Genomic DNA, 24,837 nt, shown 5'->3' with positions numbered 1-24,837 from the left:
AAATTATTTGAAAAGCCTGTCAGTTTTGTGCGGCAGTTTTTCTGCGTTGGATGATGTTGGTGTTTTTAAGCCAATATCCTTGCGTTGAGCTTTTCTATTCTGCTTTCAGCACAGGTGGAAACGCACGCTGTTTCCGATTGCTGAGGGTTTAGACGCAGTTTTTTGACTTCAGCATGTAAAGCCGCCGCGTAAGGCATCTTGTCATGCCCCGAGCGCGATGGGCCATCGCCGTTCAGTTTTGAGGCGTGCGTGGCAGAAAGCTTTCAATTTCCCGTGCTGTATCCGCCAGCCCCATCCGTCGCACTTCAGCCCCCGGTGGGAAAGCAGAGAGCAGGCGCGAAGGTGTTCTGCGATCCAACAGCACAAAAACACCCCGATCTGACTGGCTGCGGATAAGTCGCCCAAACGCCTGACGCAGTCTGAGCCGGGCAATCCGGTCATCATATCCGGTTGTATCACCGCCAGAGAGATGAATGCGCCGTTCACGGTGCAGAATATCAGGCCGGGGCCACGGAACGCGTTCAAAAACCACCAGTCGCAGGGCATTTCCCGGCACATCCACACCATCACGCATGGCATCCGTACCCAGCAGGCAGGCATGTTCTTCCGTGCGGAAAATATCCACCAGCGTTGCGTTATCCATTGCATCGACATGCTGCGCATAAAGAGGCAGGCCGCTTTCCTCCAGCGCAGGCGCAATGCGGGAGTGAACGCCGCGCAGGCGCGATATGGCGGTGAACAGCCCGAGCCCTCCGCCGCCAGAGGCCTGAAACAGGGTGCGATAGGCGGCTGCCAGATCGGCAATACTTCCATGGTCTATGTCATTAACAATAAACGTGCGCGTCTGCCGGGCGTAGTCGAAAGGACTACTTAGGCTGGCCCGAATGGCGGGGGCCGGAAAGTGGTTTGCTCCGGTTCGGGCTTCAGCCGCTTCCCACGCACGTTCCGATTCTTCCGAGTAAAGGTCTTCCGTCTGTCCCTCTTCTGTTGGGGGTTTGCGCGGGGTGTCAGACTGATCGCGCAGGGTGGCGGACGTAATCAGCATGCCCTGTGCAGGCATGGCCATAACCGCAGCAAAAGGCACGGTGGGGTCCAGCCAGTGGCGGTGCAGGCCTACATCCTGCTCGCCCATGCGTTGTTTTTCCCGACGATCCAGCCGGATGAAATGAATGTGGGTTGGGGTGGCATCTGCTGGCGGTGGGTGATCCAGCGCGTCCAGCATGGCGATCCAGGCGTCCAGCCGGGTAATGGCCCGGCGGCGCAAGGCGCGCACCATAGCCTCAATTCGCCCTCGGGTGACGCTGTCCAGACTTTCTGCTTCATCCTGCAAACGGGCGTGCAGGCGTTCCGCTAGTGTGCGGAGTGGTTCCGCCAGCCGCCCCAATGCCCGCGCCAGCGCCTGCCCGGCCTGTGCAAGGTCGGGCAATAAAGGGTGCAGGTCACATTCCAGCGCGCCATAGGCATGGTCTGCACGGCCACGTTCCTGACTGCGCGCCAGAACCTGTTGGCGCAGCAGTTTGAGAAACATCTCGGTCGGGTTCTCAAGCACGGGCTCAACGGCATTCTGCACCATGGGGAAAAGGCCATCTTCTCCCTGTGCAGGCACGTCTTCGGCGGGATGAGGCGGTGGTTCGTTCTCACCGTCTGTTCCGGCCAGCCGCGTGGACCAGCCGGGGGCGGGCAGGGCGTGGGCCGCCATCAGGGCAGCGTCCAGCGGTGTTTCCAGCTTGGGCAGGCCGACCACCAGATCATCCAGCCGCCGCTTGAGGCCGCGTGCGCGGGAACGGCGGCCTTCCGCGCCCAACAGCCAGCGCCGCAGTTCCGCAGCTTCCAGCCCCGAAAGTTCGGCGGAAAAGGCACCATCTGCCGCATCCGCCAGATGATGGCCTTCATCAAAAACATAGCGGGAGGGCGTGCTGTCTTCTTCACCTTCTTCCGAATCATCCGCCATGGCGTTTTCAGAATAGGCCGCCTGCGCCATCACCAGCGCATGATTGGCAATGACCAGATCTGCCTCCCGCGCCCGGCGGATGGTATGTTCCACAAAGCAGCGCTGATAATGCGGGCAGGCACCGTGAATACATTCGCCGCGCCTGTCCGCAACGCCGGTAATGTTGCCGTGGCCAAACAGGTCTCCAAACCAGCCGGGCAGGTCTCCGCCTGTCAGATCACCATCAGCGGTGGCGCGGGCCCAGCGGGCGAGCATCGCCAGCGCAATGGTCACGCCTGCGGGGCGGGAGGCCGCACTGTTGACGGCTTCTTCCATATTCAGCAGGCAGAGGTAATTCTCGCGCCCTTTGCGCAGCACCACATGCCGGCGGCGTGTGGCGTCATCCGGAAACAGGCGGTGTGTTTCCTGCTCAATCTGGCGTTGCAGGTGGCGCGTGTAGGTGCTGATCCACACGCTGCCGCCATTGCGTTCGGCCCACACGCTGGCGGGTGCGATATACCCCAGCGTCTTGCCCGTTCCCGTTCCGGCTTCCGCCAGCACCACGGCGGGATTGCCGCGCATGGTGCGAGGTTCGAACGCAGCGGTGGAGACACTGGCAAAATCTGCCTGTCCTGCGCGGCTTTCAGCCCCTTCGCCCAGCAGCATGGTCAGGCGGGCGCGGGCTTCGGCTGACGTGATGGGATGAGATGCCGGAGGCGGGCGTGGGGCAACATCCTCCCATTTGGGCAGCACGCGCCACACGCGCAGGGCGTCTCCCGGCTGCATGGCGTCTTCTGGCAACTGTCCGCGTGGTCCAAGTTTTTCATGCAGGCCGAGGGTTTCCGCCACAGTTCCCGCCCAGGGCCAGCCTGCTTGCCCCAGCCGGACGGTTAGCGCGGCAAGAAACTCTGCTTCCGGGCCACTTTTGAGGCGCGCGAGTTCCGCCAGCATCAGGGAGGTCAGAAGAGGGAGTAGATCTGCTTCCGCCTGCCCAATTCGTTCCTCTTCTACCCCAAGGGCGAGGGCCAGCCCACGCGGTGTTGGGGCGACGGAACGGGCCGGATAGACAAAGGCGAACAGTTCCAGCAGGTCCAGCCACGGGCAGGGTTGGCCTAGTGCATGCAGACCCAGTTTGCGGGCGAAGGCAGGCGCATGCACCACCAGCGGGCAGGGCATGGTTTGCAGCCGCTCACGTATTTCCGCGATGGAAAGGGTGAGAAATTCCCCGTCCTCCGTCAGCACGGAAATGCCGCGATGATGCGCTGTGAGCGCGGGCGCATCATGCGCAGAGGGGAAGGATGACTGCATGGAAGCCTTACTCTACGCAAGTTGGGGCGTGCGAACCAGAGGCTATTCCATATGGTGAAAGCCTGATGCCCACAGAGCGCTGTTTCTGAAGCGGGCCTGATACCGTATGATCACCCCAGTATTTTGTGCGGGAAGGGATGGATATCGCCTGCCTGCTTTTGCTCTCAGTGGAAAAGGACAGACACGTGTTTTCCTGTGTTGGTTATGCTGCTTCCAGTGCTACGGCTCCCTTGGAAGCCATTACGTTTGAACGGCGGGACTGCGGCCCGCGTGATGTGCAGATAGATATTGCCTATTGTGGTGTTTGCCACTCCGATATCCACACGGTGCGCAGTGAATGGGGGCCGAGCTTTTACCCCTGCGTGCCCGGCCATGAAATTATTGGGCGTGTGGTCCAGACAGGCGGAGATGTCACCCGCTTTAAAAAAGGTGATCTGGTGGGCGTGGGCTGCATGGTCAATTCCTGCCGCCATTGCCATTCCTGTGAAGCCGGGCTGGAACAATATTGTGATGCCCTGCCGACCTGGACATACAACAGCCCGGACCCGGCTTTCCCGAAAGAAGGGGCCCATACCTATGGGGGTTATTCCCGCAGCATTGTGGTGGATGACCATTTTGTGCTGCGCGTGCCTGAAAATCTTGATCCTGCCGCCGCTGCGCCGCTTCTGTGTGCGGGGATTACCACGTGGTCTCCGCTGGCGCACTGGAAGGTGGGCAAAGGGCACCGTGTTGGTGTTGTCGGGCTGGGCGGCCTGGGTCACATGGCAGTCAAGTTTGCTGTGGCACTTGGGGCGGAAGTCACGTTGTTCACGACATCCCCCAATAAGGTGGAAGACGGCAAGCGGCTGGGCGCGCATCGCGTGGTGATTTCCCGAGATGCCGAGGCCATGCAAGCGGAAGCCAATCGCTTTGACTTCATTCTGGATGCGGTTTCTGCCGAGCACGACGTGAACGAATATCTGGGCCTGTTGCGGCAGGATGGGCACATGGTGCTGGTGGGGCTGCCGGAAAAACCCATGTCTGTGGGGGCGTTCACACTGGTGGGCAAGCGCCGCAGTCTGGCCGGGTCAGCCATTGGTGGTATTCAGGAAACGCAGGAAATGCTTGATTTCTGCGGCAAACACAACATCACGGCCGATATTGAAATGATCAAAATGGATCAGATCAATGTGGCTTATGAACGCGTCCTGCGCTCTGATGTAAAATACCGGTTTGTGATTGATATGGCGTCCCTGCCAGAAACGGCGTGAGAGAAAGTCTCAGAAGTTCTGGCGCAGTCTCATGGAGAGCAAAGTAATGGGAGGCCGAAGGACGGTGTTGAGTGGCAAGCGGGGAAGGTTGGCGCAAACACGGCCTTCAGCCATACATCGGCTTCTAGACGCTTTACCCGGAGAGGTCGAATAAAATGGTCAGGCTGATCTGTTAAACCGTACTGCGTTTCCTGATGGGCTGTTTGAAAAGTCCATCAGGCCAGTCTGGCGTGTTTTTTTAACGCTAGATGGAAGCACCTAAAAAAGAAGGCCGCCCACAGTAAATGTGAAGGCGACCTTCTTTAAAACTGAAAGTGGGAAAAGTGGCTTCAGGCGTCCTGAAGGCTTTCCGCAACCACTTCAAGCAGCTTGCTGTGCATGTTGGCGTTGCCAGCCACAATCATCACATCGTCCGGCATATCATCCAGATCCTGCCCGGCGGGGTCAGTTACCTGACCGCCTGCTTCACGCACGATCAGGATGCCTGCAGCGCAATCCCACGGTTTGATGCCAAATTCCCAGTAACCTTCGTACCGGCCAGCCGCAACCCATGTGAGGTCCAGAGCCGCGGCACCAAAGCGGCGGACACCGGCCACACGCGGCATCAGGTGGCCCATCACGCGGGCGAAGGGCAGGCGCTGCCGTGCGGGCACCTTGGCGAAGGGGATGCCTGTTGCAAACACGGATTCATGCATGTCCCGGCGTGCCGAAACACGAATGCGCCGTTCGTTCAGGTAAGCCCCGCTGCCTTTTTCCGCCCAGAACATTTCACCTGCGGCCGGGTTGTACACCAGCCCGGCTGCAAGTTCGATCTTTCCATCGGGCAGGCGGCGTTGCAGACCAATGGAAATGGCCCAGTGCGGAATGCCGTGCAGGAAGTTTGTGGTGCCGTCCAGCGGGTCCACAATCCAGCGCCACGTCCAGTTATCACCGCCTGAAGCGCCGGATTCTTCCATCAGGAAAGCGTAGCCCGGGCGGGCCCGTTCCAGTTCTTCGCGTATGGTCTGCTCTGCCCGAAGATCTGCCTGAGAGACAAAGTCACCGGGGCCTTTGATGCTTACCTGAAGCTGCTCGACTTCATTGAAATCGCGCAGGAGACGCTTGGCTGCCTTTTGGGCAGCTGTCTGCATCACCATCATGACGGGGGAAAGACGCATGGCCACTGTGTTTTGTCCTGCTCTGGAGTGGTGCTGAAAGATCAGTCTTTGGCGCGTTCTACGTAAGAGCCGTCTTCTGTTCTGACGACAACCCGTTCGCCCGCTTCAATGAAGGGGGGCACCATGGTTTTAACACCATTGGAAAGTTTGGCCGGTTTGTAGGAGGAGCTTGCCGTCTGCCCTTTGACAACGGGGTCAGCTTCTACAATTTCCAGCGTGACCTGCGGGGGCAGATCCACGCCAACCGGGTCACCTTCAACAAGGTGGAGGTTGATGGTCATGTTGTCCTGAAGGAACGGTGCCTGGTCACCCAGCAGATCAACCGGGATCATGTACTGCTCGAACGTTTCCGGGTCCATCAGCACAAGCGTTTCACCATCGGTGTAGGAATACAGATATTCCTTGTCCTCGGTCATCAGCCGTTCAACGCTGTCAGCGGTACGCCAGCGTTCGTTGGTTTTGTTCCCGGTTTTAAGGTCGCGCATTTCCACCTGGATGAATGCGCCGCCTTTGCCGGGGGTGATGATCTGCTGTTTCAGCACCGTCCAGCGACGGCCATCATGCTCGATAACCTGTCCGGCCCGGATCAGGTTCGCCTGCTGTTTCATAACTCGTCCCTGAATGGATTGGGTATTAAAGAACGGCGTTCTACAACTCCAACCCCGTAAGAGCAAGCGTGAGGGCACTGAAACCCTACAAACAGTTTCTGCTCACACCCCCGCTAGACAGAAAAAGAAGGCGTGTTTATAAGACGTTCGACCTGATGCAGGAAGGGTGGCCGAGTGGTTGAAGGCTCCAGTCTTGAAAACTGGCGTGCGGGTAACCGTACCGTGGGTTCGAATCCCACCCCTTCCGCCATCAGGTGATAAATTTCCCAGTAAAAACAAATAGTTGTAGACCATCTTCTCGTTGGTCCCATCATGCATCCCATCTTATGGTTTGAGGTTTCCTGCGGCGTCGGGCGGCGTAAGAAGCGCTCCTAATAATTTATGTTGGCAATAGGGTTCGGGTTCTGATAGAACAAAACGAGATTCTGCTGAGGAGCTTTATCTTTAACTATCCTTCCACGTCATCCTCATACCTTCCCAACGAAGATAACTTTGTCATAATACGACATCTCCCCAAGACAGCTCCGATCACCTGATGCTCCTCAGCATGGTGGTTTCGACAAGACGGCTGGCCGTCAGCCGTCAGGCTTGAGGAGTGCGTATCATGCACGGTACAGACATATCGGTCCCAAAAGGGGCGTTTGTTACCCGGAAGGAGGCGGCGGAAATTCACCTCCATTGCCACGTAAAAACAATTGATCGTTATGTCGCCGCGGGTGCGCTCACCAAATACAAATTCGGGCGCAAAACACTGTTTTTACTGGCGGATGTTTTGGCGCTTATAAAGCCTGTGGGTGTTTTGCCGTCCACCTCCGGCCGTGGACGGGCGTGTGTTCCTTTTCTGTCTTGGGGTATGGTGACCTTCATAGTCTCGAGCGTTGCCATTCTGTGGGCAACGTTCTTTCTCATTCATTAGCGAGATAGCTTTGTAGCGAAATGGGGACGCTTCTTTATGTATGTCCCCATAGTTGCGTGTGAGGTGAGAACTATTCTGTTAAATGCATCACGCGAGGAAATTTTGGACATTGCCTGAGAAAATAAGAGTAGTTAAAATACTCAGGATTTTTTGCGTTGAAACAAGCATAGGATCTCATAAAATTCTGTTTGAATTCCCTATACTTGAAAAAATAGTCTAAAAATCAGCAGGCGTGTGGAGTGACTCGTTTGTATCCTCCGTGCGGCAAGTTCTTATCAGCTTAGACTATTAAAGATTGCTGAGGTCAGTTCCCTGCAATCGCGTTGATAGCGTCTTGCGATCCGAGAGTTATTTCAATTGAACAGGAACGCCAATAGGGCGGCCGTTGGCTCATGCGGATCGTCTCACGGCATTGATCGCGCATGTTCTCAGTGAATGGATTGCTTTTTATCACGGCAGCCCATGAAATAATGGAGGGCGGTGCCTGCGTCATGGCACTCTGGAACTCCGCGACTGCAGCATCATGCTCATGGGCCGCGATGACGACTTCGGTTGCATGCTTCTCAGCCTGTCCGACCTTGTTTTGGGCTTCTTCCCTCTCCTGATCAATCTGGACGCTTGCTGCGCTTACGGTCTGGGCCATCTGGCGACTCATGGTGTCCTGTTCCATTATAACGCCCAACAAAAACGAAGAGAAAATCAGTCCACCAGAAAGCAGCAGCCGATATCCTGGTCGTCTGAGGAATGGAAGTACATCGGCAGCCAGTTCGAAGAAGGCCGCGAGCATTCCATGCGGGGCTCCCACGACGTGACCTTCGAGGGTCTTTGGCGGAGGAGGGGGCGTGGGAGAATGTTTCGTAAGAAGAACAGAGATCTGAGTGATTCGGTAGACGGCTTCCTGCAGCCTCTCTACCGTCTCATCTTGCCGACTTTCGTTCTCTTCGAAACGGGCCGCCAGCGCTTCGAACAGGCGATCTGTTGCTTCGATCCAGCCATGAAGTGGATCCCCGGGTCTAATGCCGGCTTGTTCCGCCTTGCGGCGATACGCTTCAAGTGCGGCAGAGAGTTCCGAGTGAGGGATTTGAGTGTTGCGGGGGGTGATGGGCGATGTCATGGAAACTACTCTTCCGTTGGAATCCAGGGCAGATCGACGTTTGCTTCCCAGAAGCGTTCGGCAACGGTGCGAAGCCACTGAACCAGCATCTGACGTTTGATGGGGCCCAGAGGTGGTATGTCGACAGATTGCCGGTTCTGAACGGCCTCATAAAATCGCAGACGTTTTCGGTCGATATCCGGTGCCGGCAATAGGTCTGGGAGCGAGATCATACGTGCTCCACGTTTCAGAACGTCTCCCAGTTGTCTACTGCCCATGATCGTTTCAAAGGCGACTTCAACCGACTGGGAGGAAGGTTTTATGAATTCATTTAGAACAACAATTGTTCGCTGCGGTCGGAAAAGAGCATCTTCCTCAAGGCTTACGAGGTAAGCCAAGTAATCCAGATCGGCCCCTAAATGATGGAAAAAGACAGGCTGGATAGCGTGCTCGCGAAAAAATGCGACAAGATCAAGACGGAGAGCGATATTTTTTAAAATGAGGTCTCCACCACCAAAATCCAGAATCAGATGATATTTTTCTTCAATTTGACGTTCTAGAATATCCTCCAGGAATGTCATGACATCCCTGTCATCTGCGGTTCGAGGTGCTTCAACCAGATTAGGATAGAATGCCGTCAGTGTGGCATTTGTTCTGTCTAGATCAGCTATTTTCAGAGATAATCCAGATCTTTCGATCCACTCTGCATGCAGTCGTGCATGTGTGCTTTTGCCGGTTCCTCCCCGCCCCGCAAAGATCAGGCAGCAGGGGGTGATGGCACTCTTCTGGGCGAGACTGGTTTTTAGTGTGACAGGCTCTTCATGGTCTGGAACTGGTTTAAGCGTTTTCATGGCTTCCCTCCGATTTGGTAGAGGGTGCATTATTTATGCCGCGAGTCCATCTTCTTATTTCGCATTGTCCTAGATGATAAATGAGTTTTTTATCAGATTAAAACAAATGATATATGATCCATTGGTGAAAATCATAGACGCCTGAGGACGCAGGGCGACGCAGAAAGACGCAAGATTTTTAGAAGGAATTTTCAGAAAAATGCAGAACCTGACAGAATGGTCATAGAGTCACATTTAAGTGATATCGTCCTCGGTGAGGGGACGGGGGCGTTGGACAGTCGTCCGGGAGAGATTCTTCCGAATGCGCTGCAGGTCGGGGTGGAGATCAGCACTCGAAGACCGATCTTCTTTCGCTGGGCGCGGTGGTGTTGCCGGAACGGTCCAACGGTCGGGTTGCGGGCGGTGATGCTGGGCCGGACGCAGCGCTACCTGAGCGACCTTTTTCTGGGCGCGGACCCGCTGCCATGCTTTCCGGGCGGTCTCAAGCGTCGGATGATTTCCGTTGGCATCACGCAAGTCGAGTTGCCGAAAAAGCGCAAGCCATATCGGCCACCGAACACGCTTCGAGCCGAGTTCGACCAGCAACTCGTCATGACGGTACTCCATCCATGCCATTAATGAGCCTTGCCCACTCTCTTTTGCCGCTTCTGAAAGCATGGCCGCCAGCGGGCCATGTTGGTCGTATTTCATGTTCATCCCTTCTTCTGTAGGGTTCTGGCCGTTTTCAGTCTGACATCAGGCTTCTGAAAAAGCCAGACGGTTTCGGCCTCAAAGCGGGACAAGAACGGGACGTCATTGTTGAGAGGCCTTTTTAGGCAGGGCGTAATTCCGACTTTCTACCCCCTGAGATGCGGTTGTTTTCGCTCTCCAGAGGCACTTTTTCGTCCCAAATGAAGGCACGCTACCGCAATTTCATATGCACCCTACGGGATGCATATGAAATTGCTGGGTTTTTTCTTCTTTTCTCTCGTTCTATCGCATTTAAAAATGCTCTCTCTCAACTCATTGTTTTGAAATGAATTTTCTAGAAAAGGGCTTTTCTGACCGGGGTGGGATGGAGACGCTTTTCCAGTGTGTTCTGGTGACTGTGCATATCCGTCAATGCCCCAGAGGAAGAGGGACGGGATGTGTGTGGTCTTTTTCTCCCTTTTTTGGACGACAAGGACAAAAATCATGTCTCATTACCCACTGTCTGATCTGTTTCCTGTTACCGATGACGTTGTGCATTCAACGATGGAACTCAAAGCTCTTCATGTGCTCGAGGGCGTTCTGCAGCTCGAGATCCTTGGAGGCAGCGAAGCCGCTTTTGAGGCTCTTGAGGGCCTGGTCATATTGCATCGCGACATGGAACGTCGTTACGGCCGCCTGGAACAGCTTCTGGCGGCTCCGGTGACGATGAAGCAGGCAGCCTGACCTCTTCAGTCACGCTCTATCTCTATCCCAGACAATCTTTTCATGGCTCCGTATCACGCTGCGTGATCGGAGCCATTTTTTTAGGATACTTCCTCATGACACTGGACTATCGTTTCGATCCCCTTCAGTTTCCGATGGCCGGCGGGGCCGGTCTTTTTCCGCGCCGGGATATTGACCTCTACGCCGAGCTTTCAGCCCGCGTTGGCGTCTGTGTCAATGGCTTTATGTTGGCGGACCTTGGGCGAAAGGCCTGGGATCTGCGCAAGAAATACTGGCAGCCAGGGGAGGGGGCATGGGTGGCCTTTCGTGAGGCTGTGCATCAGTGCCATCCGCACCTACCTGTCGAGGAAAAGCTCGCACAGGACGGTCTTGAGTTTGATTCCCTTTACGAATTGGCCGTATACCGACGCCTCAAGTCCACCCTGCCTTCGACGTTAAAGCTCGACATTCATCCTGTTGTAAAAGGATGCATTTTTGAGGAAGCGGCTTTCGCCGATTTTAAAGTGAGTTCGACCCAGTCCGGCAAAAGCTGTTTTATCGAAGTCGTCGGTCTGTTTGACCGGACATTCACGGCTTACTCGTCAACACAAAAGGCGCGAAAGGACGAGACCTTAAGGCGACTGCATCGCTATCCATCCAGTCAGCGCCCGATCCTTATTTTCAAGGATATGGTCTGTGATCCTGAACAGGTTATGGCGGCCCTCAGGCAGGCGATTGCGGCAGTCGCAGAGGACGGGTTGCGAACAGCTGCCTGATGGGGGGCTGTATGACGGTATGATGACACCTGATTTTGGGTGTCACTGTTTAATCTGTTAAGCATCCGAGATGATAGCGACTGCTGCCTGTCTGCTCCTGTATCATTGAACAGACAGGCCGATCAGGGGGGTAAGCGGAAAGTCGGCTATCGGGAACGGATGAGAAAGCAACTATCTTTTATGGAAAATATGATGGATTTTTTCTACTGTCCACAACTTCATATTACCAGACTTTTATAGTAAAATTCTGAGACAGTCATGTTATGACGAGGCTGAAAATGTCGCAGAAAAATGTATTTGAGCAGATCGAGCGTTTCCTTTCCACTGAAAACCCGGAGGTACTCAGTGTGAGTGGGCGCTGGGGTGTCGGCAAGACACACTTGTGGAACGAAACCCTCAAAGCGAACCGCGCAACGGCTAAGCTTCGCAATTATGCGTATGTATCGCTTTTTGGCATGCGAAGCCTCGACGCGCTCACGACCGCAATCGTGCAATCGACAGTCTCACTCGAAGGACCCGAACTCGAGCCTACATTTGATTCTTACCTCGAACACCTAAGTAGTTTCCCCGGGGTGATTGCGCTCACTAAGCGGGCCGCTCGAAAGAGCACGACAGTAGCCAGCAAGGCGGCGTCTACCCTTCCCTATGTTGGCAAACTTGCCGATCTATTCGCGCCAGGCGCAGCATTGCTAATCAGTAAACAAATCATCTGCATCGACGACATCGAACGCGCTGGACAGGGGCTAGACATGGCCGACGTTCTAGGTATGGTGTCCTCGCTATGTGAGCATAAGGGCTGTAAAGTCGTACTACTACTTAATGAGGATGCGCTGGGGGAACAGGGCACCAAATATCGTTCATACATTGAGAAAGTTGTCGATCAAGCGGTAAGATTTGAGCCGACGCCCGAAGAGTCCGCTGTCGCCGCCATCTCTGCAGAGGACGTGCTGGGTCAACAGTTGGCGAAGCAAACCGTCGCGCTCGGAATTAAGAACATCCGCGTCATCCGCCGGATACGGCGTTTTCTTCAGCATCTCGAGTCTGAACTCACGGACCTCCACAGTGGGGTTACCGAGCGGGTGATCAAGTCCATTGCTTTGCTCGGGTGGTGCGTCTTCGAGCCGACACTCGCTCCAGACCTAGCGCTTGTCTGCCGCTACGCCAAGTTCAGGATCAACCTCTCAAACGAGAATTGTTCTGCTAACGAGCTGAATTTGGACCAGCTTTTGAAGGCCTATGATTTCGGTGATTTCGATCAAATCGATCAGGTGTTGTCAGATGGGCTTCAAGCTGGCGCGTTTGATCGCCAGGCGCTGCAGAAGCTTCTCGAAGATGAGTCTAAGAAGCTCGCCAGTGAAGAGGCCCGGGAAGTAATTAGCAAGCCATGGAAAATCTTCCATGATGGATTGGGCAACGATCAAGATAAGTTCATAGAGGCTATATGCACCGCTTTCGAGCGATATAGTAATGCAATGAGCCCAACCGACGCATCTGATGCTCTTCAATTTCTGCGTGAACTTGGCCGCACCGAGGAAGCCGAGCGGTTTCTGCCGATGTACGTGGACACCCAGAAGGATAAGCCCCGCGAATTCTTTGCTCTCTACACATGTAACCGGGGACGTCTGGACCCGCATATCGTCACTGCCTTTGACGCCATACTGGCCGGTATGCCCGTCGACCGGGATCCTACCGAAATCCTGCGCAAGATCGTGTTTTCGCAAGATTGGGGACCTGACGAACTTGCCTATCTCGCAACCCTCCCGTCCGAGTGCTATGATAAGATGCTGAAGGACTGGCAAGGCCACGACCTCAATAATGCAATCTATCTTGCGCTTGACTTCGGTCGATTAGATACAAGCGCTACTAACAAGATCGAATTTGCACGACAGATGGCAGCATCGCTGCAGCGTATAGCCGCAGAGAGCGGCCTCAATCGATTAAGATTGCGACCCTATCTCACAAAGATTCCTCCCGCGTTAATGGCAGAGGAACAAAGCTCGGAAGAGCCAGATAACTAGGGTGTGTCGTCAGTTAATTCCAATGATGGCGGAGACGAATTGCACGGCTGCGAGGAAAGTTGACTTCAGCTTGTCATATCGTGTTGCAATACCCCTGAACTGTTTAAGTCTGGCGAAGAAGCGTTCGATGATGTTTCGTTTTTTATAAAGCGAGAAGAGGATTTTCCGTGGATTGCGTCGGTTTTTCTTTGACGGAATAACCGGTGTGATCCCCCGCTCTTCAAGCTTTTCGATGAGGGGATCGGCATCATAAGCCTTGTCGGCGATGAAGACCTCGGGATCGACTTCATCGAGCAATGGCTCTGCTTCTGTGATGTCGGCCCTTTGTCCGGGCGTCAGGGAAAGAGCCGCAGCCTTTCCCGCGGCATCGACAATGGCATGGATTTTCGTGGTCAGTCCGCCACGGGACCGCCCGGTGGCCTGATCCGCCCCCCTTTTTTACGGGCGCCCGCGCTATGCTGGTGAGCACGGACAATGGTGCTGTCGATCATCATGTATTCGTTGTCATGGTCAGCAGCCAGATGCCGGAAAATCCGCTCGATCACGCCGCCTTCGCACCAGCGACGCAGCCGCCGGTGCACGTTCTTCCAGTCCCCGAACCGGGCAGGCAGATCACGCCAGGGAATGCCTGCACGGTAACGATACAGCACGGCTTCGATAAACAGACGGTTATCCTCAGCCGTCCCACCGACATGACCTTCGCGACCCGGGAGAAGATCTTTTATTCGCTCCCACTGACCATCGCTCAAACCATACCGTCGCATTCACACTCTCCCCGTTCCAGAAACAGGAAGAAAACATCACAGATCAAACGGGAGTACAAGCTTCATAATCCCCCCGTTTAACTGACGACACGCCCTAGGTCAAGACATGATGTAATCCTGATCGTTCGCTTTGCCGGACCGGAAGTTGCCACTGCAATCGGGGATTGCCGGTATCTGGTCGGCATCGGCCCGCGGTATCGTGCGCCGACGAAGGGTAGCTATTCCGTGTCGCTGCCCGGAATTTGCCATGTCGAAATCGATTTATTCGGTCGCGAGGATGAGACAAGCTGCTCATGTCCTCTATGCGAAAAGCAAAGACACGCGTAGAATGTCCGACTTGAGGGCGGCTTTGGCGCGCGCGGATGATTCGCGCACGCCACGTCAGAACGATAAAAACGCATACTTGGTAGTTCAGGCCATCCGGATGGCTACGGGCACACCGTCCTGGACCTTGATGTCAACCGACAGCGCTTCAGTTTGTTCCGATATTTCTTTGGTCGCATCATTTAACCCTTTGATTATGCCAGTACTTTCAATTGTAACCTTGTCAAAAAGGGCGTTCTCATAGGCAAGCACGGAAGCCTTAATTTCATATGATGATATACCTTGGATTTTCTCCCGAAATGCTTTGTCTATTAATAGACCGATCTCGCCCATAGACGACAGGGTGCTTAATGCATTGGCAATATCCTGTAGGCGCACCTTTTTTCCTGTATCGCGACCGGGAAATGCACACAGGAGCTGATAGCCGCAAGCCCGTGCCCGAATGCACAAGAGGATTTCATCGCACATTCTCTCAATACTAGTCTGGGCTTCCTTGATCGCAGTTGCGTACTTGCTTGATCCCCAACCTTCTTTCTTGATGGCGTTGAAGGCCACAACCTGAGCTCTGATGTCGCTGATCAGGTGCTCCTGCACTCGGACAAGATCAACTTCATGCCGTTCGATTACCTGCAAGACTTCGTTAGGAAGTTCCCCTGTCAAGACAGAAGGCGCAACTTGCTGAAAATAACGAATGGACGCAGTTATTATGGAGCGACGTTCATTTTGCTGAAATTTCGACACATCTTTGATCGAAGCTTTGATTTCGTCGAGGCTCTTTTCAATAGCTTCCAGTTTTTTCTGCTCTGCCATGGCGGCAGCCAATGTAAGCAACCCGGCAGGAGTAGCTAGACTGACCAAGGATGCCGGATCGAGGCGGACCATACCCTGGTGGCCCTTAGCAGTACCTACATAGTGACCCAGCTTTTCGCTGTACGAAAGCACCATTTCCGCGCGATAGTAGTTCCCATTTTTTAATAATTGCTCGGTTGAAATAAATGGTTGGGCAGCTTTCAGTATCGGCGTTAGAACATTCAGCAAGTTGCGACTGTAGTCCGTGTCCCGCCACCCGATTGTGTCCGTATCGGGAATTGTCGCAAGAGAGAGAACCCGGTCGCCATTTTCGGTCTGAATGATAACAGAGTTCACCGCATTATCGATGCTAGCAGAACTACTACGGATTTCTGTTCCCGTGATGGAGGCGGCCTGGATCCGTCCTTCCGCAATCATTTTACGGCGCAGGTATATTATCTGCAGCATAACTGCTGCAAAGGGCGGCCAGGCATCCGAACTCAATATGCCCCGCACGGCAGCAGCCGCGGCCGTGGCTGCCTCATTGACCAGAGCCTGCTGGTCGACTGCTGATGGGCGGAGGGATAGATATTGCTTTGAAAACAAGTTCAACAGAGTCGCTTCGTCTTCACCTGTCAATGTTGAAGGAAACCCGACCTGTTTGCACAAGCCACCAATGATCTCGGTGTAGGAGGGGCGCTTTCCATCGTTGCGGCCAAGAGCCTGCAAGCCAAGCCGGTAAATCTCGTCGCCTATCCGGCCTGCGTAATGCATGTGGTCAGGGAAGTAATTTTCGAATGCACGACTGATTTTAAGAACGCTTTGCTGTGATTGCCTAAGGACATCTACAATCGGATCAAGTTCCTCATTTGTGCAATTCTCAAGAACATCATAAAGATCACTGCACAGGTCCATGTCTTGTAATTGCGTCATGTATGGTCCTCATTTTGCTGTCGGTGAACAAGCGTTTCCCTTTACTAACTGATTGCAGGGTTCGGGCCTAGGGCGTGTCGTCAGTTAAACGGGGGGATTATGAAGCTTGTACTCCCGTTTGATCTGTGATGTTTTCTTCCTGTTTCTGGAACGGGGAGAGTGTGAATGCGACGGTATGGTTTGAGCGATGGTCAGTGGGAGCGAATAAAAGATCTTCTCCCGGGTCGCGAAGGTCATGTCGGTGGGACGGCTGAGGATAACCGTCTGTTTATCGAAGCCGTGCTGTATCGTTACCGTGCAGGCATTCCCTGGCGTGATCTGCCTGCCCGGTTCGGGGACTGGAAGAACGTGCACCGGCGGCTGCGTCGCTGGTGCGAAGGCGGCGTGATCGAGCGGATTTTCCGGCATCTGGCTGCTGACCATGACAACGAATACATGATGATCGACAGCACCATTGTCCGTGCTCACCAGCATAGCGCGGGCGCCCGTAAAAAAGGGGGGCGGATCAGGCCACCGGGCGGTCCCGTGGCGGACTGACCACGAAAATCCATGCCATTGTCGATGCCGCGGGAAAGGCTGCGGCTCTTTCCCTGACGCCCGGACAAAGGGCCGACATCACAGAAGCAGAGCCATTGCTCGATGAAGTCGATCCCGAGGTCTTCATCGCCGACAAGGCTTATGATGCCGATCCCCTCATCGAAAAGCTTGAAGAGCGGGGGATCACACCGGTTATTCCGTCAAAGAAAAACCGACGCAATCCACGGAAAATCCTCTTCTCGTTTTATAAAAAACGAAACATCATCGAACGCTTCTTCGCCAGACTTAAACAGTTCAGGGGTATTGCAACACGATATGACAAGCTGAAGTCAACTTTCCTCGCAGCCGTGCAATTCGTCTCCGCCATCATTGGAATTAACTGACGACACACCCTAGTATCCGTTAAGCAATGCCTGTCAGGATGGGTAGGAAATTCTGGCTGCGGAAACGTCTGCTTTCAGCCATCCCCTGGGGCCCAAACAGCGTCCGGGATGAGGCGACAGTTGCCTGTCTGCTTCAGACTTGCGGAACAGACAGTGAGTTAAGCGAGGGGTTGAAGGAGATCTTGCTCCACTGTACCCGTTGTGTAAGGCGTTAATAATTACATTATATTGCAGGGTAGGTTGAATGGAACAGGCGACACGAAGCCGAGCACATCTCGAACGCATCCTTCTGGTGTGTGGACTGCCAAATGCGGGCAAGAGTCGGCTCATCAGGTATATGTTTGGCGATGCCAGGCTCGGTGGCGACGTTCCTCCTGTCGGCCCACTTCCCCGCCGCGCGCTGTCACGTGAGAGATGTCTTGCTGGACGAGCCACTTCTCCTCATGAGGCTGGAGAGACTCGCGCCGATTTTCATAAAAAAATCGACGACGCTTGCGTAAACGCCTGGATACATTTCTGGCGCATTAATTATGTGAGCGCGATCCAACCTCATCCTCGAAATCACATGCCGGGTATCGTGGATGTTTGCGCCGGCCTACACACGGAGTTTAAGCCAGAGCGGATCAGGGTTGTGCAATTATCACCTGACCAATGGGGTGAAACCTCTTCTGCGCTCACCGATAGTGAAGTCGATGGTTTGCGAGCCCTTGACGTTGAAGTGCTCGCAATCGACGCACGTCGCAGCAGTCACTCAGCAGAGCCGGGAAATATACGTATTCTAGCTGACTATTTCGATTTTTCTTGATCTAGAGTGATAGCTTTGAGTTCGGCGATGGCCGTTTTCGGGAACAAGGCACAGTACCTAGTGCGACAGCAATGAAGGCGTGTCCTGTTTATCTGCTATAACTGCATATAAATTATTTTATTACCAAGATTGGAGATTACAGAGTGAATTCATTAGCAGGACAATGGATCGGAAAGCTAAATGGTGAGCCATCTGGCCAAGTTATATTCGATTTGGAATTACGCTTGGACCATTACTCGGGATCGGCAATTTTTCGGCCGACAGATCCGAACCTGCCTTCCACTCTTATACCAGAAATAATCATTCCCAATGGGTTAACCAAATATAGTGAAAATATTCCAGTTCTCGCCTTCAACAATACGACAAAACAACCAATGTCAGAAGATGAACTGAAGGTGTATTCAGATCGTTTTCAACACCCAGTCATTGCAAGTGTCGAAATAGAGCTCAATCAGTCCGGAGCATTATGCGTGAGCTTCACAACGGAAGTCAGTAGCGGACAAGGAAAATTACACCAATCCCCGCTATCGAAACAATCTATTTGGCAGGCAGATCCGTCTGTCTCAACTTGGAAGGAATTTAAAGAATATATTTCTAATCTTAGGGTATCGGATTATGTATTTCGGGGACAACGAGAAGCATGGCCTTTGCAAACGTCATTCCATAGAACTGGACGATGCGATTTACAGCGGTACCGCCATGAAGATATTCCAGCACTTAGACGAGAATTGTCGTCTCAATTCCCATTTTTTTATGACATAGATCGCTCCGATGTTCTGGGGGGGTTATATAACCTTGCTCAACATCATGGATTCCCTACACCTTTATTAGATTGGACGCGTTCACCCTACGTGGCAGCTTTCTTTGCATTTCGTGGACTTCCTCCAAGCACGGAATGCTTGGAGAAAAGCTCAGCAAGGATTTTTCTTTTTAATTGCCAAGCGTGGTCTCCAAACCAAACTAATCAGGCCTACCTTATCAATACCGAGCCTTACGTCACCATTCTTGACCTTCTTCCGATTGCCAACACACGTGCGTTACCGCAGCAAGCCGTGGCGATGCTGACCAATCTGAAAAACATCGAAGATTATATAAAATTCATAAGCACTCAAAATGGAAAACATGATTCGTTCCTACAGGCGTTTGATATACCATGGAGCGAACGTAGTAATGTTCTAAATGATTTACGGATTATGGGTGTAACAGCTTCTTCTATGTTCCCCGGTATGGATGGCATTTGCGAGGATGTCAGGACCCGTTTGTTTTTCGGGTAGCTGATGTCTACTTTCCGAAGCTACCACACCCTAAAACTATGTCTCTCATGAGGCGGAAGCAGGAGGTCCGCTTAGCGCAGCGTAAGCAGACAGGCGGCAGCCGCCCACTTTGCGGACGTTAACGGGTTAATCTGTGTTTTCTCAAAGCGAACCTCACTCAACGATGCGTGAGCCGCCGTCTCCGCCACTCCCGGCGCGGTTCACACTGTCGAACCGATACCCTTGGTAAACACACTTTTTGCGTTAAAAAGCCGAAAAACAGGAGATAGTATTGACTGCTGAGAAAGATGACGGCTGGCTGGTAATTAAGAAAGAGTTGGCGTTTGCAGTTGGAAAACCAGTTCCATCGGGTTTTCTCGTCCGGGCTGGCTCGACTGCGATGCGCGATGGGTCTCCGATCAAGAAACGAAATCGCGCAGAGCGGGATCGGCTTGTTCGGGATGGTGTCCTAGTGCCCGATGAAAACCCTGCGCTGTTTCGTTTTCGTACGGACTACGAATTTAGCAGTCGAAGTCTGGCAGCAGGTATTGTGATCGACGGGAATAGTAACGGCGATCACTGGAAAGAGAATTCAGCAGCATCACTTAAACGTTTAGACGTAGAAGCTGCGATGGACGCCTATGATAGCTATCGCCAGTCGAAAGAATACAACACCATTTTCGATGCGTTTGGAGAGCCCCGCGAGTATTGGGTGCGCTCGACGCACGAGCGGCCAAACCGGGTTTATCCTTCCAAGCCGATCGTTGGTTTCCTTAGAGGTAAGACCCAGCTCAATGCCGGCTGGGGACAGAAAGCCGATGCTGCTGCCCAGCTTCATAACGCCGGTTATATCATTGTTGATGAGAATGATGTGCCAATTACACCGCCGTCACAGTATGAACACCTAATAGCTGGTAACGACCGCATCCGGCTCTGCGCCCGTAACTACTATATCGAGCCAGCCCGGGAGAAAGGTGCAGTAGATGTTGCGATCTGTGCAGGTGATCTCGGGCGCGAGATGGGGGTGCGCGATCGGAATCCAGCGATTTGCAGCGCGCTCGGGAGTGCAGAGTTCCAGCGATGCGCCCAGGTTCCGCCCCCGACGCACACTGAACCAAACCCCAGTAGCTCCGTAATTTTTACTTATCGACTAATTTCGGCGAAAGAATCCTCAGTCATGAAGTCTGCATCCACTGCTTTCCCCCCTTCGACTAATCTGATCCTTTACGGGCCACCAGGAACTGGCAAGACCTACACCACGGCTTGGGAAGCGGTAAGGCTCTGCCTAGGTGACGACGCAGCTGAAGCGTTGCGTGATAATCGTGATACGCTAATGACCGAATATCGCCGCCTTTCCGACGAAGGACGAATTGAATTTGTCACTTTTCATCAGTCGATGGCCTACGAAGATTTTGTTGAGGGTCGTCAGCCCATGACCGGAGCTGATGACGATGACGGTGTATCGTCATCAGGCTTCCGACTGGAAACGGTGCCCGGGATCTTCCGTCGTATTGCGAAGCGGGCCGAGACCGGGTTGGGAAAGACCGCGATGAATCATCGGATGACGGTCGACGGTCGCCAGTTTTTCAAAATGTCAGTTGGTTTTAGTAGGGATCCTGGTGATCAACAATTCTTCGAAGACGTGATCGAGGGGGGATACACGCTACTAGATTGGGAACATATCGACTGGAGTGACCCGAAGTACGAAAACATCGAAGAAATTTTGAAAGCGTGTCAAGAGCATGGAAGGTTCGAAGGGCCGGTTACCTTACAGTCTGGCCAAGTATCAATCACGGATGCCTTTCGGAATCGCCTTAAAATAGGCGATATTATTATTGCATCGAAAGGAAACCGATTGGTCCGTGCTATCGGCGAAATAATTGGCAATTACGAATATCAACCAAGACCAGAAGGGGACTATAATCACCGGCGTGCCGTTCGTTGGTTGTGGCATGATGCTGCCGGCGTGCCAGTCACTGAGATCTATGACAGCAACTTCACAATGCGGTCGCTTTATGAGCTGAAGAAGGAACGCCTCAATATTCCAGCCTTAGAGCGCTACATGAATAGCGGCTTCAAGGAAGCCGATACTGATACTGAGCGAGAGGCCTTCGTGCTGATCATCGACGAAATCAATCGGGCCAACATTTCCAAGGTCTTTGGGGAGTTGATCACGCTCTTGGAAGCAGAAAAGCGTCTGGGGCAGCCCAACGCCATCAAGGTGCATCTCCCCTATTCAGGCGATGAGTTTGGCGTCCCTGCCAACCTGCACATCATTGGCACAATGAACACTGCGGATCGCTCGATTGCTCTGCTTGATACCGCGCTGCGTCGTCGCTTCACTTTCCGTGAACTGATGCCAGACGTTACAGAACTTCGCCAGGCTCTAGCCGCACGGAAGCTAAATGCTGATAATCTCGACGGGATTAATTTGTGTAAGCTACTGCAGACTATCAACGAGCGGATCGAATATCTCTTTGATCGCGAACATCAAATCGGTCACGCCTACTTCACCAGCTGCAGCACTCGCGCCGATGTTGAGAACGTCATACGTCACAAGATCATTCCGCTTTTGGCCGAGTATTTTTATGAGGATTGGTCTAAGGTTGCCGCAGTGCTCGGTGATGGTGACGGCACCAATGGTGCCCATTTCCTCGAGTCAAAGAAGTTGCCAGTTCCTGCCGGATTTACTGACGATGAACTAGGTGCAGACAAGAGGCGCTGGAGCGTGAAGGCCGCTTTCGATTTCTCGGATTTTGCGGCCTGATGCCTGCCTATACGGTTCGAGAATGGGACAAGCTTGCCTATGGCGACGGCCAAGAGCAGATCCCAGCCCAGTATGCTGACCGGTTCGCGGCCTTAGCGAGGAGCTCGGCTTTTGCAGGCCGTGGCGGCAGCGGGGTGCTCGAACATGGCCGACATGCATTGCGCGCACGCGGCGTGGTCGGGATTCTGACTTCGGGCGATGCGAGCTTGGAGATAGTGCCAAAAATCGATATGGCGCCCGGTAAAACGCCCGATCATCAGAACGCAGCGATCCGCAAACGCCTGGTCCATATGCTGGCCGTCGCACTCAATCTTAGGATCGACACGGGCGTCATCACCGATCTTGCCTGGCAGCGCGAGACTCTGCTCGAAATCCTGATCCGCATCTTTTGCGACAAACTGACCATGACCCTGCGCAAGGGGATGCCGCGTCGGTATGTCGAACGCGAGGAAGACTTGCCAACCTTGCGCGGCCAGCTCGACATCCCCCGCCAGTTCACACGCCATACGGTCAACCCCTCGCGCCTTGCCTGCCGGTTCGACCTGTTGTCCGAAGACATCGCGCTCAACCGGATCATGAAGGCGGCCGCGGTGCGTCTTCTCAGCGTCTCGCAGCGCAGTGCCAATCAACAACGTTTGCGCGAGTTGGCCTTCGTATATGCCGACATTACCGATGTACCGGTTTCCGCACTGCGATGGGATGATGTCGTCATCGATCGCACCAACCGGTCCTGGCAGGAACTCTTCGCCATGGCCCGACTGTTTTTGCAGGACCGCTATCAGACGACCATGGGCGGTGCGGGTCAGGGCATGGCGATGCTGTTCGAGATGAACGCGCTGTTCGAAGAATATGTCGGGCGGCTGATTGCCCAGGCGCTGGCGGGAACAGGGCTTACCGTCTCGTTGCAAGGCGGGCGCCTGTTCTGCCTGAGCGCACAGGATAGCGAACGAGGGCTCTTCCAGACCAAGCCCGACATCCTGATCCGCCGTGGCGGCGCGATCACGCACGTCATCGACACCAAGTGGAAGCGGATTTCCTCTCGCATCGACGACCCCAAGCAAGGGGTTTCGCAGGCCGATGTCTATCAGATGATGGCGTATGCACAGCTTTATCATACACCACGCTTGACGCTACTCTATCCTCATCACCCCGGCCTCGGTCCCGAAGACCTGGTTCACGCTCGTCATCGGATCACGGGACACGACACTATCCTAGAGACCGCGAGTATCGATGTATCGAACAACGTCGACATGCTGATGCGGCTGCGCCGGCTAATTCTGCTCGAAGAACCGGAGGCTGTAGACCTAATCGAGTAATCTAGCTGTATATGGCAGCATACTTTGGGATGTATGTCCGGTATTTTAATTTCTCCGCTGGAACCGGACACTCCGCTTGCCCCCCAAAGCAGCCCACGATTTCTATGCGCGATCTGCGCAGAATTGCTCCCATTGCTTCATCATCTCCTGCCGCTTGTTGAGTAGATCCCCCCGCCGATAAGCGGCTTCAACCTTGTTTCCAATGGCGTGGGCCAGCGCCATTTCCGCTACTTCCCGCGGGAAATCGGTTTCTTCTGCTGCCCAGTCGCGAAAGCTGGAGCGCAGTCCGTGAATGGTTACATCTTTAGTCCCGGCTGCACGATGCAGTGCTTTGGAGATGGCGACGTCACTAAGCGGTGATCTGATTTTGCCTCCGGGGAAAATCAGACCATCTGCAGAAGGAAGGGGGCGCAGTATTTCCATTCGTCGGAGCACGTTCAGGGCGCCTGTCGTCAAAGGCACGCGATGTTCCCGCTTCGCTTTCATGCGTTCCGCTGGAACGACCCAGATTTGCTTTTCGAGGTCAATCTCAGACCACCGTGCATGACGCACTTCACCAGAACGAGCCGCCGTCAGGCAGAGAAAACGGGCGGCAAGAGCCGCAGCGCCATCTTGTCGCTCAAGTTGCGCAAACACAGAAGGAAGATCGCGATAAGGTACGGCCGCATGATGCACGACTTTTGCCACGGCTGTTGGTTTGGGAAGAATGTTGGCAAGATGACCGCGCCAACGCGCAGGGTTGTTGCCTTCACGCCAATGATGACTCTGCGCGTAATCCAGAATACGCTCAATGCGCCCGCGCAGGCGGCTGGCTGTCTCCGTGGTGGTTTCCCAGATCGGACGGAGTACGGCCAGAACGTCCTCAGTCTGGACCAGAGCAATTGAGCGGTTGCCCAAGAGGGGGGTAGACATGCCGGTCGAGCGAACTCCGCCACATGGGTGCGGAACGCGGATCTTTCCAGGCAGGAGTTTGTTCCGTGATATAGTGTTCAGCAACCTCTTTGAAAGTCCGTTCCTTGGTAGCGCTCCGCTTCCTTTGGGCTTGTTCCTCCAGAGGATCACGTCCTTCCAGTAAAAGACGTCGAGCATCGGTAGCTTTGCTGCGTGCTTCGGAAAGGGAGACGTCACGGGCAGGGCCTAGTCCCATTTCCCGGCGCTTCCCGGTCAGAGGGCTTTTATAACGAAAGGTCCAAGCACGTGTTTCCCCTCGGATCGTGATCCATAGGTTTCCGCCGTCGCCATAAACACCATCTTTCAGGCTCGCGATCTTACGCACGGTTAACTGGTTCGGCGGAAGCTTGCTCATGGTCTTTTAATCCCATCTTCAGTCCCACCTTATATCATGCGGTTCGACACGTCTATATGCGGCGTCAGGTGGCGAGGGTACAAGTTAATATACTGTTTTAACATAGAAAATGTATCTTCAGGCCCCTTGGGGTCTCGTCATTTTGGCGGACACCCCTTCCGCCATCAGATGATAAATTCTCCGATAAAATTAAAGACTAAAAGATGAGGGGAGCATACGTCCCTCACTCAAAATGATCTGTGCCGTTCGGGCTGGAGCGTGAATTGAGAAATGGGGCATGGGGAGCAACATGGCATCTCATTTAACCCGTGATGGGTAGGGCTTGAGTGTTTCTCCCGTCTCACAGGGGAATGGACCGTGT

20 protein-coding genes and 1 tRNA gene are annotated in these 24,837 nt (G+C 53.9%); 11 read left to right on the top strand and 10 right to left on the bottom strand.

All coding sequences use genetic code 11. The features are described from left to right. Positions 1 to 232: 232 nt before the first annotated feature. The gene (locus QWU00_RS02800) at positions 233 to 3,238 is read right to left on the bottom strand and encodes an ATP-dependent DNA helicase (protein ID WP_035379575.1); all 3,006 of its coding nucleotides are present in this window, start codon (positions 3,236 to 3,238) and stop codon (positions 233 to 235) included. A gap of 185 nt (positions 3,239 to 3,423) precedes the next feature. Between QWU00_RS02800 and QWU00_RS02795 the strand changes: the two genes are divergently transcribed. After that, the gene (locus tag QWU00_RS02795) at positions 3,424 to 4,488 is read left to right on the top strand and encodes an NAD(P)-dependent alcohol dehydrogenase (protein WP_035379619.1); all 1,065 of its coding nucleotides are present in this window, start codon (positions 3,424 to 3,426) and stop codon (positions 4,486 to 4,488) included. Positions 4,489 to 4,817: 329 nt separating this feature from the next. On the opposite strand, the gene QWU00_RS02790 is transcribed toward QWU00_RS02795, so the two are convergent. Both QWU00_RS02790 and efp read right to left on the bottom strand, forming a co-directional pair. Next, positions 4,818 to 5,645 carry an inositol monophosphatase family protein gene (locus tag QWU00_RS02790; protein WP_035379620.1) on the bottom strand — a complete coding sequence of 276 codons (828 nt, stop codon included), beginning with the start codon at positions 5,643 to 5,645 and terminating at the stop codon, positions 4,818 to 4,820. Positions 5,646 to 5,686: 41 nt separating this feature from the next. Next, positions 5,687 to 6,253, bottom strand: coding sequence for an elongation factor P (gene efp / locus QWU00_RS02785; protein ID WP_006557949.1), 567 nt, complete (start codon positions 6,251 to 6,253; stop codon positions 5,687 to 5,689). Between the two features lie 160 nt (positions 6,254 to 6,413). Here efp and QWU00_RS02780 point away from each other — a divergent pair. Both QWU00_RS02780 and QWU00_RS02775 read left to right on the top strand, forming a co-directional pair. After that, positions 6,414 to 6,503, top strand: a tRNA-Ser gene (locus QWU00_RS02780). A 354-nt stretch (positions 6,504 to 6,857) separates the two neighbouring features. Continuing rightward, positions 6,858 to 7,169, top strand: a complete 312-nt coding sequence (locus tag QWU00_RS02775; RefSeq protein WP_035379577.1) for a helix-turn-helix domain-containing protein — start codon at positions 6,858 to 6,860, stop codon at positions 7,167 to 7,169. A 304-nt stretch (positions 7,170 to 7,473) separates the two neighbouring features. Here QWU00_RS02775 and QWU00_RS02770 read toward each other — a convergent pair whose 3' ends face one another. The 3 genes from QWU00_RS02770 to QWU00_RS02760 all read right to left on the bottom strand — a co-directional run bounded on the left by QWU00_RS02770 (position 7,474) and on the right by QWU00_RS02760 (position 9,803). Next, complete coding sequence (locus QWU00_RS02770; RefSeq protein WP_035379579.1) at positions 7,474 to 8,283, bottom strand: hypothetical protein; 810 nt, start codon at positions 8,281 to 8,283, stop codon at positions 7,474 to 7,476. A gap of 5 nt (positions 8,284 to 8,288) precedes the next feature. Beyond that, the gene (locus tag QWU00_RS02765; RefSeq protein WP_035379581.1) at positions 8,289 to 9,113 is read right to left on the bottom strand and encodes a P-loop NTPase family protein; all 825 of its coding nucleotides are present in this window, start codon (positions 9,111 to 9,113) and stop codon (positions 8,289 to 8,291) included. Positions 9,114 to 9,347: 234 nt separating this feature from the next. Next, entirely contained in the window at positions 9,348 to 9,803 is a 456-nt protein-coding gene (locus QWU00_RS02760) for a hypothetical protein (protein WP_150395646.1), read from the bottom strand. Between the two features lie 483 nt (positions 9,804 to 10,286). On the opposite strand from QWU00_RS02760, the gene QWU00_RS02755 reads away from it, so the two are divergent. The 3 genes from QWU00_RS02755 to QWU00_RS02745 all read left to right on the top strand — a co-directional run bounded on the left by QWU00_RS02755 (position 10,287) and on the right by QWU00_RS02745 (position 13,299). After that, a complete protein-coding gene (locus QWU00_RS02755) occupies positions 10,287 to 10,526 on the top strand; it encodes a hypothetical protein (RefSeq protein WP_035379587.1) in 240 nt (79 codons plus the stop codon). Positions 10,527 to 10,621: 95 nt separating this feature from the next. Next, positions 10,622 to 11,281, top strand: a complete 660-nt coding sequence (locus tag QWU00_RS02750) for a hypothetical protein (protein WP_035379589.1) — start codon at positions 10,622 to 10,624, stop codon at positions 11,279 to 11,281. A gap of 263 nt (positions 11,282 to 11,544) precedes the next feature. Next, a complete protein-coding gene (locus tag QWU00_RS02745) occupies positions 11,545 to 13,299 on the top strand; it encodes a hypothetical protein (protein WP_035379592.1) in 1,755 nt (584 codons plus the stop codon). Positions 13,300 to 13,308: 9 nt separating this feature from the next. On the opposite strand, the gene QWU00_RS02740 is transcribed toward QWU00_RS02745, so the two are convergent. Both QWU00_RS02740 and QWU00_RS02735 read right to left on the bottom strand, forming a co-directional pair. Continuing rightward, a protein-coding gene (locus QWU00_RS02740) for an IS5 family transposase (protein WP_304651021.1) occupies positions 13,309 to 14,063 on the bottom strand; the annotation gives its coding sequence in 2 pieces (ribosomal slippage) (positions 13,309 to 13,724 and positions 13,724 to 14,063; 756 coding nt in all). Positions 14,064 to 14,474: 411 nt separating this feature from the next. Beyond that, a complete protein-coding gene (locus QWU00_RS02735) occupies positions 14,475 to 16,109 on the bottom strand; it encodes a hypothetical protein (RefSeq protein WP_035381420.1) in 1,635 nt (544 codons plus the stop codon). Positions 16,110 to 16,274: 165 nt separating this feature from the next. Between QWU00_RS02735 and QWU00_RS02730 the strand changes: the two genes are divergently transcribed. The 5 genes from QWU00_RS02730 (at position 16,275) to QWU00_RS02710 (ending at position 23,170) form a co-directional block, all read left to right on the top strand. Continuing rightward, positions 16,275 to 17,029, top strand: a protein-coding gene (locus QWU00_RS02730; RefSeq protein ID WP_304651020.1) for an IS5 family transposase whose coding sequence is annotated in 2 segments (ribosomal slippage) — positions 16,275 to 16,614 and positions 16,614 to 17,029 — 756 coding nt in all. Because the reading frame shifts where the segments join, the coding sequence is not laid out codon by codon here. A gap of 244 nt (positions 17,030 to 17,273) precedes the next feature. After that, positions 17,274 to 17,834 carry a hypothetical protein gene (locus tag QWU00_RS02725; protein ID WP_150395529.1) on the top strand — a complete coding sequence of 187 codons (561 nt, stop codon included), beginning with the start codon at positions 17,274 to 17,276 and terminating at the stop codon, positions 17,832 to 17,834. A 143-nt stretch (positions 17,835 to 17,977) separates the two neighbouring features. Then, positions 17,978 to 19,108 (top strand): FRG domain-containing protein, encoded by a 1,131-nt coding sequence (locus QWU00_RS02720; protein ID WP_150395528.1) that lies wholly within the window; start codon positions 17,978 to 17,980, stop codon positions 19,106 to 19,108. Between the two features lie 271 nt (positions 19,109 to 19,379). Next, positions 19,380 to 21,854: an AAA family ATPase gene (locus tag QWU00_RS02715; RefSeq protein WP_197056314.1), complete on the top strand. Its 2,475-nt coding sequence runs from the start codon at positions 19,380 to 19,382 to the stop codon at positions 21,852 to 21,854. Then, complete coding sequence (locus QWU00_RS02710; protein WP_035379448.1) at positions 21,854 to 23,170, top strand: McrC family protein; 1,317 nt, start codon at positions 21,854 to 21,856, stop codon at positions 23,168 to 23,170. Before QWU00_RS02715 ends, QWU00_RS02710 begins: the two co-directional genes overlap by 1 nt. 102 nt (positions 23,171 to 23,272) lie before the next feature. Here the strand turns inward: QWU00_RS02710 and QWU00_RS02705 are convergent, their stop codons facing one another. Continuing rightward, positions 23,273 to 24,082, bottom strand: a complete 810-nt coding sequence (locus QWU00_RS02705) for a tyrosine-type recombinase/integrase (protein WP_316248918.1) — start codon at positions 24,080 to 24,082, stop codon at positions 23,273 to 23,275. After that, positions 24,033 to 24,476 (bottom strand): integrase arm-type DNA-binding domain-containing protein, encoded by a 444-nt coding sequence (locus QWU00_RS16835; protein ID WP_316248919.1) that lies wholly within the window; start codon positions 24,474 to 24,476, stop codon positions 24,033 to 24,035. Before QWU00_RS16835 ends, QWU00_RS02705 begins: the two co-directional genes overlap by 50 nt. Between the last annotated feature and the right edge of the window lie 361 nt (positions 24,477 to 24,837).

The sequence above is a fragment of the Acetobacter tropicalis genome (assembly GCF_030644465.1).
Taxonomy (GTDB): Bacteria; Pseudomonadota; Alphaproteobacteria; order Acetobacterales; family Acetobacteraceae; genus Acetobacter; species Acetobacter tropicalis.
The sequence above is the reverse complement of the archived record's forward strand: the minus strand, read 5'-3'. Positions and strand labels throughout refer to the sequence as shown.

Excerpts from the sequence above, each read along its gene's own strand:
- QWU00_RS02800 (WP_035379575.1), bottom strand. The coding sequence starts at position 3,238 with ATGCAGTCATCCTTCCCCTCTGCGCATGATGCGCCCGCGCTCACAGCG.
- QWU00_RS02790 (WP_035379620.1), bottom strand. The coding sequence starts at position 5,645 with ATGCGTCTTTCCCCCGTCATGATGGTGATGCAGACAGCTGCCCAAAAG.
- efp (WP_006557949.1), bottom strand. The coding sequence starts at position 6,253 with ATGAAACAGCAGGCGAACCTGATCCGGGCCGGACAGGTTATCGAGCAT.
- QWU00_RS02775 (WP_035379577.1), top strand. The coding sequence starts at position 6,858 with ATGCACGGTACAGACATATCGGTCCCAAAAGGGGCGTTTGTTACCCGG.
- QWU00_RS02770 (WP_035379579.1), bottom strand. The coding sequence starts at position 8,283 with ATGACATCGCCCATCACCCCCCGCAACACTCAAATCCCTCACTCGGAA.
- QWU00_RS02765 (WP_035379581.1), bottom strand. The coding sequence starts at position 9,113 with ATGAAAACGCTTAAACCAGTTCCAGACCATGAAGAGCCTGTCACACTA.
- QWU00_RS02760 (WP_150395646.1), bottom strand. The coding sequence starts at position 9,803 with ATGAAATACGACCAACATGGCCCGCTGGCGGCCATGCTTTCAGAAGCG.
- QWU00_RS02755 (WP_035379587.1), top strand. The coding sequence starts at position 10,287 with ATGTCTCATTACCCACTGTCTGATCTGTTTCCTGTTACCGATGACGTT.
- QWU00_RS02750 (WP_035379589.1), top strand. The coding sequence starts at position 10,622 with ATGACACTGGACTATCGTTTCGATCCCCTTCAGTTTCCGATGGCCGGC.
- QWU00_RS02745 (WP_035379592.1), top strand. The coding sequence starts at position 11,545 with ATGACGAGGCTGAAAATGTCGCAGAAAAATGTATTTGAGCAGATCGAG.
- QWU00_RS02735 (WP_035381420.1), bottom strand. The coding sequence starts at position 16,109 with ATGACGCAATTACAAGACATGGACCTGTGCAGTGATCTTTATGATGTT.
- QWU00_RS02725 (WP_150395529.1), top strand. The coding sequence starts at position 17,274 with ATGGAACAGGCGACACGAAGCCGAGCACATCTCGAACGCATCCTTCTG.
- QWU00_RS02710 (WP_035379448.1), top strand. The coding sequence starts at position 21,854 with ATGCCTGCCTATACGGTTCGAGAATGGGACAAGCTTGCCTATGGCGAC.
- QWU00_RS02705 (WP_316248918.1), bottom strand. The coding sequence starts at position 24,082 with ATGTCTACCCCCCTCTTGGGCAACCGCTCAATTGCTCTGGTCCAGACT.
- QWU00_RS16835 (WP_316248919.1), bottom strand. The coding sequence starts at position 24,476 with ATGAGCAAGCTTCCGCCGAACCAGTTAACCGTGCGTAAGATCGCGAGC.